Origin of the sequence: Pseudomonas protegens, from assembly GCF_003363755.1 — a bacterium.
Lineage (GTDB): Bacteria > Pseudomonadota > Gammaproteobacteria > Pseudomonadales > Pseudomonadaceae > Aquipseudomonas > Aquipseudomonas danubii.
Window position 1 is genome coordinate 2,681,961 of the sequence record NZ_CP031396.1, and the last position, 16,163, is coordinate 2,698,123.

15 protein-coding genes are annotated in these 16,163 nt (G+C 62.5%); 8 read left to right on the forward strand and 7 right to left on the reverse strand.

What is annotated here, in order from left to right; translation table 11 throughout:
* Positions 1 to 58: 58 nt before the first annotated feature.
* Together DWF74_RS11935 and DWF74_RS11940 are read left to right on the forward strand one after the other, a co-directional pair.
* The gene (locus DWF74_RS11935) at positions 59 to 745 is read left to right on the forward strand and encodes a DNA-3-methyladenine glycosylase (protein WP_115581011.1); all 687 of its coding nucleotides are present in this window, start codon (positions 59 to 61) and stop codon (positions 743 to 745) included.
* Between the two features lie 47 nt (positions 746 to 792).
* A complete protein-coding gene (locus DWF74_RS11940) occupies positions 793 to 2,109 on the forward strand; it encodes a bifunctional DedA family/phosphatase PAP2 family protein (RefSeq protein ID WP_102865342.1) in 1,317 nt (438 codons plus the stop codon).
* Between the two features lie 43 nt (positions 2,110 to 2,152).
* Here DWF74_RS11940 and DWF74_RS11945 read toward each other — a convergent pair whose 3' ends face one another.
* The 3 genes from DWF74_RS11945 to DWF74_RS11955 are packed head-to-tail and all read right to left on the reverse strand — an operon-like array spanning position 2,153 to position 3,829.
* Positions 2,153 to 2,743 carry an LON peptidase substrate-binding domain-containing protein gene (locus DWF74_RS11945; RefSeq protein WP_102865341.1) on the reverse strand — a complete coding sequence of 197 codons (591 nt, stop codon included), beginning with the start codon at positions 2,741 to 2,743 and terminating at the stop codon, positions 2,153 to 2,155.
* Between the two features lie 10 nt (positions 2,744 to 2,753).
* Positions 2,754 to 3,470 (reverse strand): LrgB family protein, encoded by a 717-nt coding sequence (locus tag DWF74_RS11950; protein ID WP_102882337.1) that lies wholly within the window; start codon positions 3,468 to 3,470, stop codon positions 2,754 to 2,756.
* Positions 3,467 to 3,829, reverse strand: coding sequence for a CidA/LrgA family protein (locus DWF74_RS11955; protein WP_115581012.1), 363 nt, complete (start codon positions 3,827 to 3,829; stop codon positions 3,467 to 3,469). The genes DWF74_RS11950 and DWF74_RS11955 overlap by 4 nt, the downstream gene beginning before the upstream one ends.
* Before the next feature lie 178 nt (positions 3,830 to 4,007).
* On the opposite strand from DWF74_RS11955, the gene DWF74_RS11960 reads away from it, so the two are divergent.
* From DWF74_RS11960 to DWF74_RS11970, 3 genes are all read left to right on the forward strand, one after another.
* A complete protein-coding gene (locus tag DWF74_RS11960; RefSeq protein WP_102865338.1) occupies positions 4,008 to 4,463 on the forward strand; it encodes a MaoC family dehydratase in 456 nt (151 codons plus the stop codon).
* A 103-nt stretch (positions 4,464 to 4,566) separates the two neighbouring features.
* Positions 4,567 to 6,285, forward strand: a complete 1,719-nt coding sequence (locus DWF74_RS11965; RefSeq protein WP_115581013.1) for a C13 family peptidase — start codon at positions 4,567 to 4,569, stop codon at positions 6,283 to 6,285.
* Positions 6,286 to 6,313: 28 nt separating this feature from the next.
* On the forward strand, positions 6,314 to 6,955 hold the full coding sequence (locus DWF74_RS11970; protein ID WP_102865336.1) for an oxidoreductase: 642 nt from the start codon (positions 6,314 to 6,316) through the stop codon (positions 6,953 to 6,955).
* A 61-nt stretch (positions 6,956 to 7,016) separates the two neighbouring features.
* Here DWF74_RS11970 and DWF74_RS11975 read toward each other — a convergent pair whose 3' ends face one another.
* From DWF74_RS11975 to DWF74_RS11990, 4 genes are all read right to left on the reverse strand, one after another.
* Complete coding sequence (locus tag DWF74_RS11975) at positions 7,017 to 7,304, reverse strand: YceK/YidQ family lipoprotein (protein WP_115581014.1); 288 nt, start codon at positions 7,302 to 7,304, stop codon at positions 7,017 to 7,019.
* On the reverse strand, positions 7,297 to 7,929 hold the full coding sequence (gene ubiX / locus DWF74_RS11980) for a flavin prenyltransferase UbiX (RefSeq protein WP_102865334.1): 633 nt from the start codon (positions 7,927 to 7,929) through the stop codon (positions 7,297 to 7,299). Before ubiX ends, DWF74_RS11975 begins: the two co-directional genes overlap by 8 nt.
* On the reverse strand, positions 7,926 to 9,275 hold the full coding sequence (gene mpl, locus DWF74_RS11985; RefSeq protein ID WP_102882340.1) for a UDP-N-acetylmuramate:L-alanyl-gamma-D-glutamyl-meso-diaminopimelate ligase: 1,350 nt from the start codon (positions 9,273 to 9,275) through the stop codon (positions 7,926 to 7,928). The genes ubiX and mpl overlap by 4 nt, the downstream gene beginning before the upstream one ends.
* A 136-nt stretch (positions 9,276 to 9,411) precedes the next feature.
* Complete coding sequence (locus tag DWF74_RS11990; RefSeq protein ID WP_102865332.1) at positions 9,412 to 11,331, reverse strand: sigma-54-dependent Fis family transcriptional regulator; 1,920 nt, start codon at positions 11,329 to 11,331, stop codon at positions 9,412 to 9,414.
* A gap of 376 nt (positions 11,332 to 11,707) precedes the next feature.
* Here DWF74_RS11990 and exaC point away from each other — a divergent pair, with 376 nt between their 5' ends.
* The 3 genes from exaC (at position 11,708) to DWF74_RS12005 (ending at position 16,148) form a co-directional block, all read left to right on the forward strand.
* Positions 11,708 to 13,228, forward strand: coding sequence for an acetaldehyde dehydrogenase ExaC (gene exaC / locus DWF74_RS11995; protein ID WP_011063687.1), 1,521 nt, complete (start codon positions 11,708 to 11,710; stop codon positions 13,226 to 13,228).
* A 177-nt stretch (positions 13,229 to 13,405) separates the two neighbouring features.
* Complete coding sequence (eutH, locus tag DWF74_RS12000; protein WP_115581015.1) at positions 13,406 to 14,686, forward strand: ethanolamine utilization protein EutH; 1,281 nt, start codon at positions 13,406 to 13,408, stop codon at positions 14,684 to 14,686.
* 25 nt (positions 14,687 to 14,711) lie between these two features.
* The gene (locus tag DWF74_RS12005) at positions 14,712 to 16,148 is read left to right on the forward strand and encodes an ethanolamine ammonia-lyase reactivating factor EutA (protein WP_115581016.1); all 1,437 of its coding nucleotides are present in this window, start codon (positions 14,712 to 14,714) and stop codon (positions 16,146 to 16,148) included.
* Positions 16,149 to 16,163: the final 15 nt, after the last annotated feature.

The following is a 16,163-nucleotide window of genomic DNA, read 5'->3' on the forward strand; positions in this document are numbered from 1 at the left end:
GAATTAAGCCTGGAGTTGTTACCATTACGTCACTTTTTCCGCCATAACCCTCGCCACCATGTCCATCCTGACCTCTGCGAACCCGCCCAAAGCCTTGCCTGACGGCTTTTTCGACCGTGACGCCGAGCTTTTGGCCCGTGAACTGCTGGGCAAAGTCATTCGCCATAAAGTCGGCGAGCTGTGGTTATCCGCGCGCATTATCGAAACCGAAGCCTATTACTGCGAGGAAAAAGGCAGCCACGCCTCCCTCGGCTACACAGAAAAGCGTAAGGCTTTGTTTCTCGATGGCGGCCACATCTATATGTATTACGCACGCGGTGGCGACTCGTTGAACTTCAGCGCCCAGGGGCCCGGCAATGCGGTACTGATCAAGTCCGCCTATCCCTGGGTTGACACTGTCTCCGGCCCGACCAGCCTGGCGCAGATGCTACTGAACAACCCGGACGCCAGTGGCCGCCCGCGCCCCTCGCAAAAGCTCTGCGCCGGCCAGACCCTGCTGTGCAAGGCCATGGGCTTGAAAGTCCCAATCTGGGATGCAAAGCGCTTCGATCACGAAACCCTTTTCGTCGAGGACGTCGGCAGCGCAGTGCCGCACATCATCCAGACCACCCGCCTGGGTATCCCCCGCGGTCGTGACGAACACCTGATGTACCGCTTCGTCGATGCCGCCTATGCGCCCTACTGCACACGGAACCCGCTGCGCCGCGGCCAAGTCGAAGGTCGCGACTACCTGATCCTCGACTGATTAGCGCAACCCCGTACCCGCCAGACACTGACAATGGAGTTGAAATTATGGGCCCATGGCTCGACAGCGTGACCGCCTGGCTGACCACCAACCCGCAATGGCTGGCCGCCGCTGTATTTATTGTGGCCTGCGTGGAGTGCCTGGCCATTGCCGGCCTGATCGTTCCGGGAACGGTGCTACTGTTCGCGATTGCCGTGCTGGCGGGCAACGGCGCGCTGTCACTGGGAGAAACCCTGCTTCTGGGGTTGTTCGGCGGTTTGCTCGGGGACGTGGTGTCCTACCTGCTGGGGCGTCACTTTCACCAAAGCATCCGGCGCCTGCCGGGACTGCGCCATCATCCGGAATGGATCAACGGCGCCGAAGCCTATTTTCAGCGTTACGGCATCGCCAGTCTGCTGGTAGGACGCTTCATCGGCCCGCTGCGGCCAATGTTGCCAATGGTTGCCGGCATGTTCGACATGCCATTTGTACGATTTTTCGCCGTCAGCCTGCTGGCAGCCGCGGGCTGGTCGGTGGCTTACCTGCTGCCAGGCTGGGCCACGGGTGCGGCGATTCGCCTGCCGCTGCCCGAAGGCTTCTGGCCACAAGCCGGTGTCGTGGCCGGCAGCCTCGCAATACTGATCGGCTTGAGCGTCGCCAGCAGCCTGCGTCGCCATCGTCGGGCTACCCTGCTGATGTCCGGCCTGAGCCTGTTGATCCTGGCAGGGCTGTTCATCGGTTACCCCTATCTCACGCAGTTCGACCAGGGGCTGATCGCCCTGGTGCAGGAACACCGGAACCCGACCCTGGACAAGATCATGGTGATGGTCACCCAGATCGGCGAGTTTCGCGCCATGTTCATCATCAGCGCGGTACTGACCCTGCTACTTCTGGCCCTGCGCCAATGGCGTCACGCCGTATTCGCCGGCGCCACCCTGATGTGCACCGCACTGGCCAACACTGCCAGCAAATGGTTCTTTGCGCGGGTACGTCCCGAGGTCCTGACCGAGCCCCTCACCAGTTTCAGCATGCCCAGCGGGCATTCTTCTGGCTCCTTCGCCCTGTTCCTGACCCTGGCGGTATTGGCAGGCCGTGGCCAGCCACCACGAATGCGCCTGACCTGGCTGCTGCTGGGCTGCCTGCCGGCGGCATCCATTGCCTTGTCCCGGGTCTACTTGGGGGCCCATTGGCCAACCGACATTCTCGCCGGCGCCATGCTCGCGACCTGTGTCTGCGCCGCCAGCCTGACCCTGATTCAATGGCAAGAATCGCTCAAGCCGATGTCGGCCAAGGTCTGGTGGCTGCTACTGCCAGTCATGCTGCTGTTGTGCGGGTTCATGGCGACACGGCATCTGCCTCACGCCCTGCTGCGATACGCCTATTAAGCGTGCAGGCGGCAACCTGTAGCCGCCGCTAGAGGTTCAGGTCTCAGGCGAAGAGCTCGCCCTGCAGTTCATCCAGCAGTTGCTGGATTGCATCGAGACGCTGCTGCGGATCATCCAGTTGCAGCAGGTCGATCTTGTCCTGTTCGGAAAAGGGCAACAGGTAGGCCAGCTGATTGGCCAGGGACAATTGCCCCTGGGCCTCGCTGCCCATGTCCAGGGCCTCCACCATCGGATGCTCGGCCAGAGCCTTGAGCAGCGCGATCAGGTCTGCGTCCTCATCCTGCAATGGTTGCTCCGCAGCCTCCGCCAGCCACTGGACCTGGGCCACCGTCAGTTGGTCTTTCTGCACTTCGCTCTCCAGCACGCGGAAGCGTCGACCACCCTTGACCCTGATTCCCAGCAGCCCATTGTCCTGCTGGTGAAAGTCGGTAATCAGTGCTTCGCACCCCACCAGGGCATAGCCTGGCGCGGCCGTACCGACCTCCTCGCCCTCCAGGATGCACACCACCCCGAAGCCGCAACCCTGCTTCATGCAGCGGCCGATCATGTCCAGGTAGCGCGCCTCGAAAATCTGCAGATCGAGGATGCAGTCAGGGAACAGCACGGTATTCAAAGGAAACAGCGCCAGGCTCATACACCCATCCTTAAACCAGCAAAGACACCGCCAACGGCAGCAGTACCGCCGTGGCCACGCCCATCAGACTCATGGCCAGCGCCGCAAAGGCGCCGCACTCCTCACTCTCCTGCAAGGCCACCGAGGTGCCCACCGCATGGGCGGTCATGCCCAGGGCCATGCCCCGCGCCTCAGGCCCATGAACGCCCAGGCGGTCGAGGATACTCGGGCCGAAGATCGCCCCGATCACCCCGGTAATCAGCACGAACACCGCAGCCAGAGCCGCGACGCCACCAATCTGCTCGGCCACCAGCATAGCGATCGGCGAAGTCACCGACTTGGGTGCCATGGTCATGAGGATCATGTGCTCAGCACCGAACCACCACCCCAGCAGTACCCCCAGGCTGGTGGCCAGCACCCCGCCCACCACCAGCGTAGTCAATATCGGCCAGAACAATTGGCGGATGCGCCGCAAGTTGAGGTACAGGGGCACCGCCAGGGCCACCGTGGCAGGGCCCAGCAGAATGCTCAGAATCTCGGTGCTCTTGCGGTACTCCGCATAACTCAAACCACAGCCGAGCAGCACACCGATCACCAGCAGCATGGACACCAGTACCGGCTGCAGGAACATCCAGCGAGTTTTCTCAAAGGCCGCCAGCACCAACTGGTAGGCACCCAGGGTGATGCCGATGCCGAACAGCGGATGGTGAATCACCGCCGCCCAGGCGCCTTGCCAATCAACACTCATTGACTGTCCTCCTGGCGGGATTGGCGCTTGACCAGGCGCTGCATCAGCACACCGACAAAGGCCATGGAGATCACCAGAGACAGCACCAGCGCGCCACTGATCGCCCAGAAGTCCGCGGCAATATCCCGGGCATAGACCATCACTCCGACCGCAGGCGGCACCAGTAACAGCGGCAGGTATCGCAGCAAACTGCTGGCCGCCAGGTTCAACGGCTCGCCCACTTCGCCGCGCACCACCAGAAAAACCAGCAGCAACAACAGGCCGATGATCGGCCCGGGAAGTACGGGCAACAGCAGATGATTGAGCGCCGTGCCGAGCAATTGGAACAGCACCAGCCATGTCAAACCGCGTAACAACATACCGCCTCTCCAGCCTGATCCCGTGGCGCATTATAAGCACGCAGGCGCTATGAACCGGCATTCGCCAAAAGCATGGATGTTTACCGGGAAGGATCGCCATGATGATCTAAAGTGGATACTTCAGACCACAAAGCACTGGGTCGAATACTAAAAAATCGTTGAACCAAGGAGAGTCTCAATGCCCTATGTTCCTGTTGCAGAGCTCAAAGATTATGTCGGGAAGGAACTCGGACGTTCCGCATGGCTCACCATTGACCAGGAGCGTATCAACCTGTTCGCCGAAGCCACTGGCGACTTCCAGTTCATTCACGTGGACCCGGTCAAGGCAGCGAAAACGCCGTTCGGCACCACCATCGCCCACGGGTTCCTGACCCTGTCGCTGATCCCCAAACTGATGGAAGACATCCTCGTGCTGCCCGAGGGCCTGAAGATGGTGGTCAACTATGGCCTGGACAGCGTGCGCTTCATCCAGCCGGTGAAAGTCGACTCCAAGGTGCGTCTCAAGGTCGAACTGACCGACGTCACCGAGAAGAAACCCGGCCAATGGCTGCTCAAGGCCACGGCCACCCTGGAAATCGACGGCGAGGAAAAACCTGCCTATATCGCTGAGCCTCTTTCGCTCTGCTTCGTCTGAAATGTCCCTGATGCGAAACAGCTCATGCTGTTTCGCTCAACCTCTCTATATATAAGTCACACCGCTGCGGCATACTCGGTCCCCTAATTATCCGGAACCCGTTATGCGCCCACTTGTACCCCTGGTCTTGACTCTCTTGCTCAGCGCTTGCGGAGACGGCGAATCGCTGTTGCCGCCCGATGCCCGACTGCCCGACGGCGGGCGCTATCGCGGCGACCTGGTCAATGGCCTGCTCCAGGGACAGGGACGCATCGACTACCCCAACGGCAGCTGGTACGCCGGCCAGTTCGACAAGGGCCAATGGCATGGCCAGGGCGAATGGCACGGCAGCAATGGCGAGGTCTATCGCGGCCAGTTCCAGCAAGGGCTGTTCCACGGGCAAGGCACCCTGACCACCAAGGACAGCAGCTACAGCGGCGGCTTCAAACTAGGCCGCCGGGACGGCGAAGGCACCCTCAAAGAAGACGGCATGACCTATCGCGGCGAGTTCAAGGCCGACCTGTACTCGGGCTTGGGCCGCCTGGAGCTGGAGGACGGCAGCCAGTACCAGGGGCAATTCGCCAAGGGCAAGCCCAATGGCGAAGGCCAGCGCAGCGATGCCAGCGGCAACCAGTTCAGCGGCAACTTCGTCAACGGCCAACTGGAAGGCAACGGCACCTTCAACAGCGCCGAAGGCGACATTTATGTCGGTGGTTTCAAACACAACCAGCTCAATGGCAAGGGCCGCTACGAAAACTCCGACGGCGACGTCTGGATCGGCCAGTTCAAGGAAGGCGCCCTGGGTGGCAAGGGCGAGCTGATCGGCGCCGATGGCAGCCATTATGTCGGCACCTTCAGCGACTGGCGCTTCAGCGGCGAAGGACGACTGAACCTCAGTGACGGCAGCTTCTACATCGGCGGCTTCGACAGCGACAACTACCAGGGCCACGGTGTGCTGGTGCTGCGCGATGGCAGTGTGCAAAGCGGTGTCTGGAGCAATGGCATGCGGGTTCGCGACGCCGACGGCAAACTACTGCCTGACCCCTTGGAAACTGCTCTGCTGGTCCAGGGTCGCCTGCTCAAGGAGGCCCTCGATGCGGTGCCTGCCTCCAGCCCGACCATCGAACTCTATAGCCTGACCCTGGCCGGCGACGGCAAGCAGAGTGTCTTCCTGCGCGAAGCCGACTACGTCAGCAACATGCTCGCGAGCCGCTTCGGCGCCTACGGTCAGATCCGCCTGGTCAACCACCGGGACCACCTGATGAACCGGCCCATGGCCACCCGGGAGAACCTGCGCCGCGCCGCACAGACCCTGGCCGAACGCAGCGGCCCCGAGGACCTGGTGTTCATCTACCTCACCAGCCATGGCACCAGCGAGCACGAACTGGTACTGGATCAGCCGCGCATGGAGTTGACCGACCTACCAGCCGATGAACTGGCCATCGCCTTGGCCCCCCTGAAAAACCGCGACAAGATCATCGTCATCTCGTCCTGCTACTCGGGCGGTTTCATCCCTGCGCTCAAGGACGAACGAACCCTGATCATGACCGCCTCCCAGGCCGACCGGGTATCTTTCGGCTGTTCCGAAGAAGCCGACTTCACCTACTTCGGCGATGCTATGTTCGCCCAGGCACTGAACCAGACCGATGACCTGGAGCACGCCTTCAAGCTGGCCCGGGCCACTGTGGCCGAACGTGAACAGGCCGATGGTTTCGAAGCGTCAGAACCACAGATCTGGGCACCCAAGGGCGTGATCGCGCATTGGCAACAATTGCGCAAACAGCAGGCACGAAAAGCGCTGCAAAGTGTCTCTATAGGCAGCAAGGAAGCACAGAGCAACTAAGCTGAAACAGTATCAAGGGGGAATGACTATGTACTTGACGCCTCAGCATATCCTGCTCGCCGGCGCCTCCGGACTGACCGGAGAGCATCTGCTCGATCGCCTGCTCAACGAGCCCACCATCATTCGTGTTCTGGCACCCAGCAGACGCCCGCTAAGCAAGCACCCACGCCTGGAGAACCCCGTCGGCGATCCGGCGGTATTCCTGCCGCAACTGAGCGGCAAGGTGGAGATCGCCTTCTGCTGCCTGGGCACCACCATCAAGCAGGCGGGTTCCGAAGCGGCCTTTCGCGCGGTGGACCTGGACATGGTGGTGGCCTTCGGCAAACGCGCCCTGGAAATGGGCGCGCGGCACCTGATAGTAGTCAGCGCCCTGGGCGCCGACCCCAAGTCATCGATTTTCTACAACCGGGTCAAAGGTGAAATGGAAGAGGCCCTTAAGCAGCAGGGCTGGCCACAGCTGACCATTTGCCGGCCGTCACTGCTGCTGGGAGACCGGATCGAACCGCGCCTGACCGAACAACTGGCTGGCCCATTGTCGCGACTGATCCCGGGCAAGTACCACGGCATCGAAGCCTGCCAGTTGGCACGCGCCATGTGGCGGTTGGCCCTGGAAGAGCAAAGCGGCACTCGGGTCGTCGAATCCGATGAGTTGCGCAAGCTAGGTAAATAAAGCACTCGCCGGCAATCCGGCTCCTGCACATAGCTGCAGGAGCCGGATTGCCGGCGAAACACTACAACCCACCCGTTGCCTGAAACCCCACCCCCAACACTGTCAGCACCGACAACGGCAGCAACAGCGTATCGAGCAAGGCGCTGGCCGGCAGGTCTACTCCCGGATAGCTCGGTGCCTCGGCGCCAAAGCGGTCCATGGCACAGCAACCACCCTGCATGGCATAAAGATCCAGGCGCGTCCCCGAATACACCACCGGCGCCCCAGGTTGCGCGGCGTTCAAGGTGCGGACCGTGGCACAGCCCCCCAACTGCAGGGCAGCCAGTAGCATCAGCAGGGATTTACTCATCGCTGCTCAAATGATGCTCGCCCCAGCGCGGCAACATGTCCTGGGGGATGTTCAGCAAATTGAGAATCCGCGCCACGACGAAGTCCACCAGGTCATCGATGGTCTGCGGCTGATGATAGAAACCCGGCGAGGCCGGCAGGATAGTCACGCCCATGTTCGACAACTTGAGCATGTGCTCCAGATGAATGCTGGAGTAGGGAGCCTCCCGAGGCACCAGAATCAACTGCCGGCGCTCCTTGAGGGTCACGTCCGCAGCCCGTTCGATCAGGTTGTTGCAAGCCCCGGTAGCAATCGCCGACAAGGTGCCGGTGGAACAAGGCACCACCACCATCGCCGCCGGCGAGCCGGAACCCGAGGCTACCGGCGACATCCAGTCTTCCTTGCCGTACACCCGGATCTGCCCCGCCGCCGCACCGGTGTACTCGGTGAGAAAGGCCTGCATCATCTGCGGCTTGGGCGGCAGGGTCACATCGGTTTCCGTGGCCATGACCAACTGCGCAGCCTTTGAGATCAGGAAGTGCACTTCCCGATCCTCACGCACCAGGCAATCCAGCAGGCGCAAACCGTACTGGGCGCCCGAGGCACCGGTCATGGCCAGGGTGATGCGTTCCGGGCCGTTGCTCATTGCAGTGCCTCGGCCAGTTTGCCGTGCAGGCCGCCGAAGCCGCCGTTACTCATGATCACCACCTGGGTGCCCGGCTTAGCCTGGCTTTTCACCCGTTCGATGATGCCTTCCAGAGAGTCGCTGACAATCGATGGCACCGAACACAAGGCCGCCGTTGCCGCCAGGTCCCAGCCCAGGTTGGCCGGTGCGTACCAGATCACCTGATCGGCCTGGTTGACGCTTTCCGGCAACCCATCACGGTGGGCGCCAAGCTTCATGGAGTTGGAGCGCGGCTCGATGATGGCGATCACCGGTGCGTCGCCGACCCGCTTGCGCAGGCCGTCCAGGGTGGTGGCGATGGCCGTCGGGTGGTGGGCGAAGTCATCGTAGATGGTCACGCCATGCACTTCGGCGACCTTCTCCATGCGGCGCTTCACGCTCTTGAACGCACTCAGGCCAGCAATGCCCATCGACGGCACCACGCCAACATGACGAGCAGCGGCCAGCGTCGCCAGGGCATTGGCCACGTTGTGCTGCCCGGTCAGTTCCCACTCCACGACGCCCTGGCTCACGCCCTCGAACATCACTTCAAAGGCCGAACCGTCGGCACTGAGCAACTTGACCTGCCACTGCCCACCGGCACCGGTGGTCTGCACCGGCGTCCAGCAGCCCATCTCGATGACCCGCTGCAAGGCAGGTTCGGTGGTGGGATGAATCACCAGGCCTTCGCTGGGAATGGTCCGCACCAGATGGTGGAACTGCCGCTCGATGGCTGCCAGGTCAGGGAAGATGTCCGCATGGTCGAACTCAAGGTTATTGAGGATCGCGGTGCGCGGGCGGTAGTGGACAAACTTCGAGCGCTTGTCGAAGAACGCGCTGTCGTACTCATCGGCCTCGATCACGAAGAACGGTGTGCCGCCCAGGCGGGCCGAAACGGCGAAATTCTGCGGCACCCCACCAATCAGGAAGCCCGGGCTCATGCCGGCATGCTCCAGTACCCAGGCCAGCATGCTGCTGGTGGTGGTCTTGCCGTGGGTGCCGGCTACCGCCAAGACCCAGCGCCCTTGCAGGACATGGTCCGCCAACCACTGCGGGCCGGAAACATAGGGCAGGCCTTTGTTCAGCACATACTCCACGGCCGGGTTGCCCCGGGACATGGCATTGCCGATCACCACCAGATCCGGAGCCGGGTCCAGCTGGGCCGGGTCATAGCCTTGAGTCAGCTCGATGCCCTGGGCTTGCAGCTGGGTGCTCATGGGGGGATAGACGTTAGCGTCGGAGCCGGTGACGTGATGGCCCAGTTCTTTAGCCAGAACCGCCATCGAGCCCATGAAAGTGCCGCAGATACCGAGAATATGGATGTGCATAGTCGACCTCATAAAACATCGGCGCAGGTTAGCCTAGAGGGCTGCAAATCGCACCCATTAGCTGACCGGGAGGCTGCTGAGCTTGCCGCTGCTGGCACAAGGCAAGCGGCCCTGTACCGGCGGTCACAGGTGCGGTTTAACGCGCAATACCGTGTTTGCGCAGCTTTCTATAGAGGGTGTTGCGGCTGACCCCCAGCTGTTCGGCGGTATGGGTCATGTGCCAGCGCTGTTGCTCCAGGGCTGCCAGTAACGCAACCCGTTCGGCGTCCTCCAGGGGGCGCTCCTGCGCTTCGGCAACCGGCTCGCCAACTGGCGCCGGGCGGCTGTTGCGGATCAGCGGCGGCAGGTCTTCCAGACCAATGCGGCCGTTTTCACACAAGGCCGCCAGGGTTCGCAGCACATTGCGCAATTGCCGCACGTTTCCCGGCCAGGAATAACTCAACAGGCTCTGACGCGCCGCTTCGTCCAGCACCACCGGTTGCCCGCCCGCTTCTTCGGCCAGGAGAAAGTCCAGCAACTGGGATTTGTCGCTGCGCTCGCGCAGGGCCGGCAGCGCGATCTCCAGGCCATTGAGCCGGTAATACAGATCCTCACGGAAACTGCCGTCGCGGACCCGCTCCAGCAGATCCCGGTGGGTGGCGCTGATGATCCGCACGTTGACCGATTGCGGCTCACCGCCAATCGGCACCACCAGGCGATCTTCCAACACCCGCAGCAAACGCGTCTGCAGGGCCAGGGGCATATCGCCGATTTCATCGAGGAACAAGGTGCCGCCATCGGCCTGCTGCAACTTGCCGCGCATGCCCTCCTTGCGTGCCCCGGTAAAGCTGCCGCCGCGATAACCGAAGAGTTCGCTCTCGATCAGGCTCTCCGGAATCGCCGCGCAATTGAGGGCGACAAAGGTTTTATCCGAACGGGCACTGCCCTGGTGCACGGCCTTGGCGAAAGCCTCCTTGCCGGAGCCGGTTTCACCATTGATCAACAGCGGCACATCACGCTCGAACACCCGCGAGGCGCGGCGAAAATCATTCTGCAGCCCTTCATCCCCAAGGCAGATGCTTGAAGTGCGTGGCGACGTAACACCAGCCGGCACCCGCGGTGCTGGTTGCGATACCGGGTGCGGCTGACCGCGCAACAAGGCAAACAGGCGCCGCCCATCCCGGGTGCGCAAGGGCCAACTGGCGCTGGCATTGATGCTGGCGCGACTGAGCAATTCATCCAGGGAACAGTCGAAAAAGCTGTCCACCGGCTTGCCCAGCAAACCACCGCGAATATGCCCCAGCAGATTCAGGGCGCTCTGGTTCACCGCACAGATTCGCCCTTCGCCGTCAAATGCCAGCAAACCCTCGCTGAACAGCCCCACAGACTCCGCCTGCAGATGAAAGCGCAGCAGCCACTGGTTCTCAAAATAACGCAGGAAATAGCAGCTCTCGATCATTTTCGCCGAGAGATTGACCAAAGCCATGGTGTGGAACTGACTCTGCCGGGAAACATCCTGACGCGCCGAGGACACATCCAGCACCGCCAGCAATTCGCCATGGGGATCGAACACCGGGCTCGCCGAGCAGGTCAGGCCAGTGTGCCGGCCACGGAAGTGCTCGCCCTGGTGAATGGTCAGCGACTGGCGCTCCACCAGGCAGGTGCCAATACCATTGGTGCCTTCCCGGGCCTCGCTCCAGTCGGCGCCCAGCCAGAGACCGGCATGCTCGAAAATCTTGCGCTCGCTAGGGGCGGTGATGCAGTTGAGGATTACCCCTCGGGCATCGGTCAGCAGCACGGCATGGCCCGCGCCGGACAATTGCTGGTGCAGGTTGGCCATCTCGGTGCCGGCTATTTGCAGCACATCCTGCAGGCGTTCGCGACTTTCCAGCAGGCGACCATGCTCCAGCACTGTGGGGGCCATGGCCTGGGCCGGATCCAGGTGATAGTCCTCAAGGCAGCGCAGCCAGGAGCGAGCAATGGAAGGATCGCTGCCGGGGCCCTGCAAATGGGCTTTACCCTGGGCCACCGTCAGCACCTGCTGGGCATGTCGACTCAGATGATTACTACTGTGCATTTCTTATTATTCTCCTGATGCGCTGTCACGCTCAGACGGAACACTGGCGCCGCTGCAGGCCGCAATCGGCCCTGTAAAGAAGGACAGACCATCAGATCTATCCGACAAGATTCGACACGCGAACCAGCATCCTCCAGCCGCTGTTTCATTGCAATGCCGGCTTGACCCATGAGTCACAGCTTGTGCCATCCAGGTTACAAACTGTCACTCAGTGCCGTACCAGATTCGTCACACGCTGCCGTTGGCACCGCTTCGAAACATCCGCAAACCCTTGATTCATATGGCCTGCACCCCACTGGCCCGACCTTTGCTCTACGCTTGGTATGCGCTATAGCGCGTCCTCCCCCATAAGCATAAAAGCCAGGAGATACCCACCATGCGTTACGCACACCCCGGTACTGAAGGCGCTATTGTTTCGTTCAAGAGCAAGTACGGTAACTACATCGGCGGCGAATTCGTTGCGCCAGTCAAAGGCCAGTACTTCACCAACACCTCGCCGGTCAATGGCCAGCCGATTGCCGAATTCCCCCGCTCCACCGCCGAAGACATCGACAAGGCGCTGGACGCCGCCCATGCCGCCGCCGACGCCTGGGGCGCCACCTCGGTACAGGCCCGCTCGCTGATCCTGCTGAAGATCGCCGACCGCATCGAACAGAACCTGGAACTGCTGGCCATCACCGAAACCTGGGACAACGGCAAGGCGGTACGCGAGACCCTGAACGCCGACATTCCCCTGGCCGCCGACCACTTCCGCTACTTCGCCGGTTGCCTGCGGGCCCAGGAAGGCAGCGCCGCGGAAATCGACGGCAACACCGTGGCCTACCACATCCATGAACCCCTGGGCGTGGTCGGGCAGATCATCCCGTGGAACTTCCCGATCCTGATGGCCGCCTGGAAACTCGCCCCAGCCCTGGCTGCCGGCAACTGCGTGGTACTCAAACCCGCCGAGCAGACCCCACTGGGCATCACCGTACTGATGGAAGTGATCGGCGACCTGCTGCCACCGGGCGTGCTCAACGTGGTGCAAGGTTTCGGCCGTGAAGCCGGCGAGGCCCTGGCCACCAGCAAGCGCATCGCCAAGATCGCCTTCACCGGCTCGACCCCGGTGGGCTCGCACATCATGAAGTGCGCCGCCGAGAACATCATTCCGTCCACCGTGGAACTGGGCGGCAAGTCGCCGAACATCTTCTTCGAAGACATCATGCAGGCCGAACCGAAGTTCATCGAAAAGGCCGCCGAAGGCCTGGTGCTGGCGTTCTTCAACCAGGGTGAAGTCTGCACCTGCCCATCCCGCGCCCTGGTGCAGGAGTCGATCTACGACGAATTCATGCAAGTGGTGATGAAGAAGATCGAGCAGATCAAGCGCGGCGACCCGCTGGACACCGACACCATGGTCGGCGCCCAGGCCTCCGAGCAGCAGTTCGACAAGATCCTCTCCTACCTCGACATCGCCAAGAACGAAGGCGCGCAGCTGCTCACCGGCGGCAAGGTGGAGAAACTCGAAGGCGACCTGTCCAGCGGCTACTACATCCAGCCGACCCTGCTCAAGGGCACCAACAAGATGCGCGTGTTCCAGGAAGAAATCTTTGGCCCGGTGGTCAGCGTCACCACCTTCAAGGACGAAGCCGAAGCCCTGGCGATTGCCAACGACACCGAGTTCGGCCTGGGTGCCGGGGTCTGGACCCGCGACATCAACCGCGCCTATCGCATGGGCCGCGGGATCAAGGCCGGCCGCGTGTGGACCAACTGCTACCACCTGTACCCGGCCCACGCCGCGTTCGGTGGCTACAAGAAGTCCGGCGTTGGCCGTGAAACCCACAAGATGATGCTCGACCACTACCAGCAGACCAAGAACCTGCTGGTGAGCTACGACATCAACCCACTGGGCTTCTTCTGATCGACCCTCCCGGCGACCCAGGTCGCCGGGAGGCCTTTTCGCGGCCTTGCCGCACTTGTTCACCTGCTCTGATCCGGTGCCAAAGGCTGGCCGGACGGAACACTGCTGTCGGAAGTTCTGCGCCAAACCAGTCGTGCACAGACCCTGCTTGAAAAACAATAACAAGGGACAAACGCAATGGATCAGATCGGCAACTACGTGCTCTACCTCATCATGCTCTGCGCCGTAATCGGTGCCTTCGCCGCCATCTATGACAGCGAGCGAGGCTTGGGCAAAGAATTCATGGAAGGCATCCATGCCACCGGCTACATCTTTGTGCCGGCCGCAGGGATCATGGCTTCCATTCCCTACCTGACCGTGGTCATCGAGACCGTCTTCGGTCCGTTCTTCAACTCCCTGGGCGCCGACCCGGCCCTGGCGGCGACCATGATCATCGCCTCGGACATGGGAGGCTATCAGCTGGCCTCGGCCCTGGCCGCCAGCAAGGAAGCCCTGGTGATGGCCCTGATCACCGGCTTCATGGGCGGCGCCACCATCGTCTTCTCGATCCCCATGGGCCTGGCGATGCTCGACAAGCGCGACCACAAGTACATGGCCCTGGGGATCATGTCCGGCATCCTCACCATCCCCGTCGGGGTGATGATCGCCAGCCTGATCCTGGCCTTCAGCAACCCGGTGGTACGCGAACTGGTGAGCACCAACGGTGAAGCCAGCTACCAACTGGCCCTGGGCCTGGGCAGCATCTTCGCCAACCTGCTGCCGATCCTGATCTTCGTCGTGGCCCTGGCCCTGGGCCTGCGCTTTTTGCCGGACATGATGATCAAGGGTTTCATCATCTTCGGCCGCGCCATGGACGCGGCCATCAAGCTGGTGCTGGTGTTCTCCATCGTCGAGTACTTCACCGGGGTCTTCTCCGTGGTATTTGGCGGCTGGGGCTTCCACCCGATCATCGCCGACGCTCAGGACCAGACCCGCGCCCTGGAAACCGCCGGCTACATCGGCATCATGCTGGCCGGCGCCTTCCCCATGGTCTACCTGCTGCGCAAATACCTGGGCAAACCTCTGGAAAACCTCGGCGGCAAGATCGGCTTGAGCGCGGTAGGCAGCGCCGGCATGCTGGCGACCATCGCCAACATCCTCGCCATGTTCCGCCTGGTGCGCCTCATGCCCCCCAAGGACAAAGTGGTGAACATCGCCTTCGGCGTCTGCGCCGCCTTCCTGCTGGGGGACCACCTGTCCTTCACCGCCAACTTCCAGCCCACCATCATCCTGCCGGTCCTGATCGGCAAGATCAGCGCCGGCTTCGTCGCCGTCGGCCTGGCCTACTGGCTGTCGGTGCCCAAGGCGCTGCAACTGGAGGCTCAGGATCGGGCAGCGGGCATCATCGCCCCGGGCGAGTACCTGGGCGGCACTGCGCTGGACACGCCGGAACCTGCAGGCCAGAAGGCCACCGCCTGACTGCGGCGCGGCGAGGAACGCCTGCATGCAAGCCATCACGGGCGGCGCATCGGTACTGCTGCTGGGGCTGGACTTCGGGTCCACCACCAGCAGCGCGCTGATCGCCCAGGCCAGCCTGAGCAGCCACTGCATCACCGGACGCATGGCCCTCAACGAGCCACGGGTACTGTTTCGTGGCGAGCCGGTGTTCACCCCGTTCAAGGGCCAGGTCATCGATGAAGCCGCGATCCGGGCCCTGATCGAAACCTGGCTCGAACAGGCCGGCGTAAGCCCGCAACAGCTGTTTTCCGGTGGCGTGATCATCACCGGTCTGGCGGCGCGGCGGCACAACGCCCAGGCCCTGGCGCAACTGGTCGGCCAATTGATCGGCAACGCCCTGATCACGCGCGCCGACGACGGCGGGCTGGAGTCCTGGCTGGCCTTCATGGGCAGCTGTTCGGCGCTGAGCCGCTTCCACGCTCGGCAACCGATACTCAACCTGGATATCGGCGGGGGCACCACCAACGCGGCCTGGGGCCTGGATGGCAACGTCCTGGCCAGCGGCTGCCATTTCATCGGTGCCCGGCACTTGCAGTTCGAGCCGGGCAGTTATCGTCTCAGCGGCGTATCGGAGTTCGGTCAGGCACTGCTCGATCACCTGGCAATCCACAAGCATCCCGGACAGGTCCTGGAGCGTTCCGAGCTGGGGGCGGTGGTCAATTGGTACATCGATGCCCTGGTCGCCATTGCCGAAGGTGATCGCCACTTCTTTGCCGGCCCGCTGGGCCAACTGACCGAGCAACTGCCGCTGATCCTCCCTGCACGCAATGCCGACCCGGCCCTGACTTTTTCCGGTGGTGTGGGCGAGTTGCTCTATCGCCACCTGCAAGGCGAACCCATGCCCGGCACCACCTATTACGGCGATCTGGGCATCGATCTGGCCCTGGCCATTGCCCGCCACCCGCGACTGGTGCAGGCGGCCACCCGGCTGGTGCCGGAAAACCGCGGCCGGGCCACGGTCTACGGCCTGACCCTGCACAACACCGAGATTTCCGGCAGCACCCTGTTTCTGCCCCAGCCCGAGGTGCTGCCGCTCAAGGACCTGCCCATCGTCGCCCGGCTGCCCATGGATGCCACCGAGCAGCAACTGGACGACGCCCTGGCCCTGGCACTGAGCAGTTGCGACGGCGCTTGCCTGCAATTGCTCGACAACGGCCAGGCGCCACGACTGGAGGACATCCGACAGCTGGGCGCACGCCTGGCCCGCGCCCTGGAGCAGGCACGACCCGCCCCGGACTGGCCGCTGGTGCTGCTGTTGGAAAGCAACGTCGGCAAGGTCCTGGGCAACTACGCCACGGATTGGGGGCGCAGATCTTGCAACCTGATCGTCATCGATGAAGTACGCGAGCGTTCGGCACACTTCATCAACCTGGGAAAACCCCACCAGCACATCGTGCCCGTCGCCTTCTACGGCGTGCACTGAGCCGATGCCGGCCAA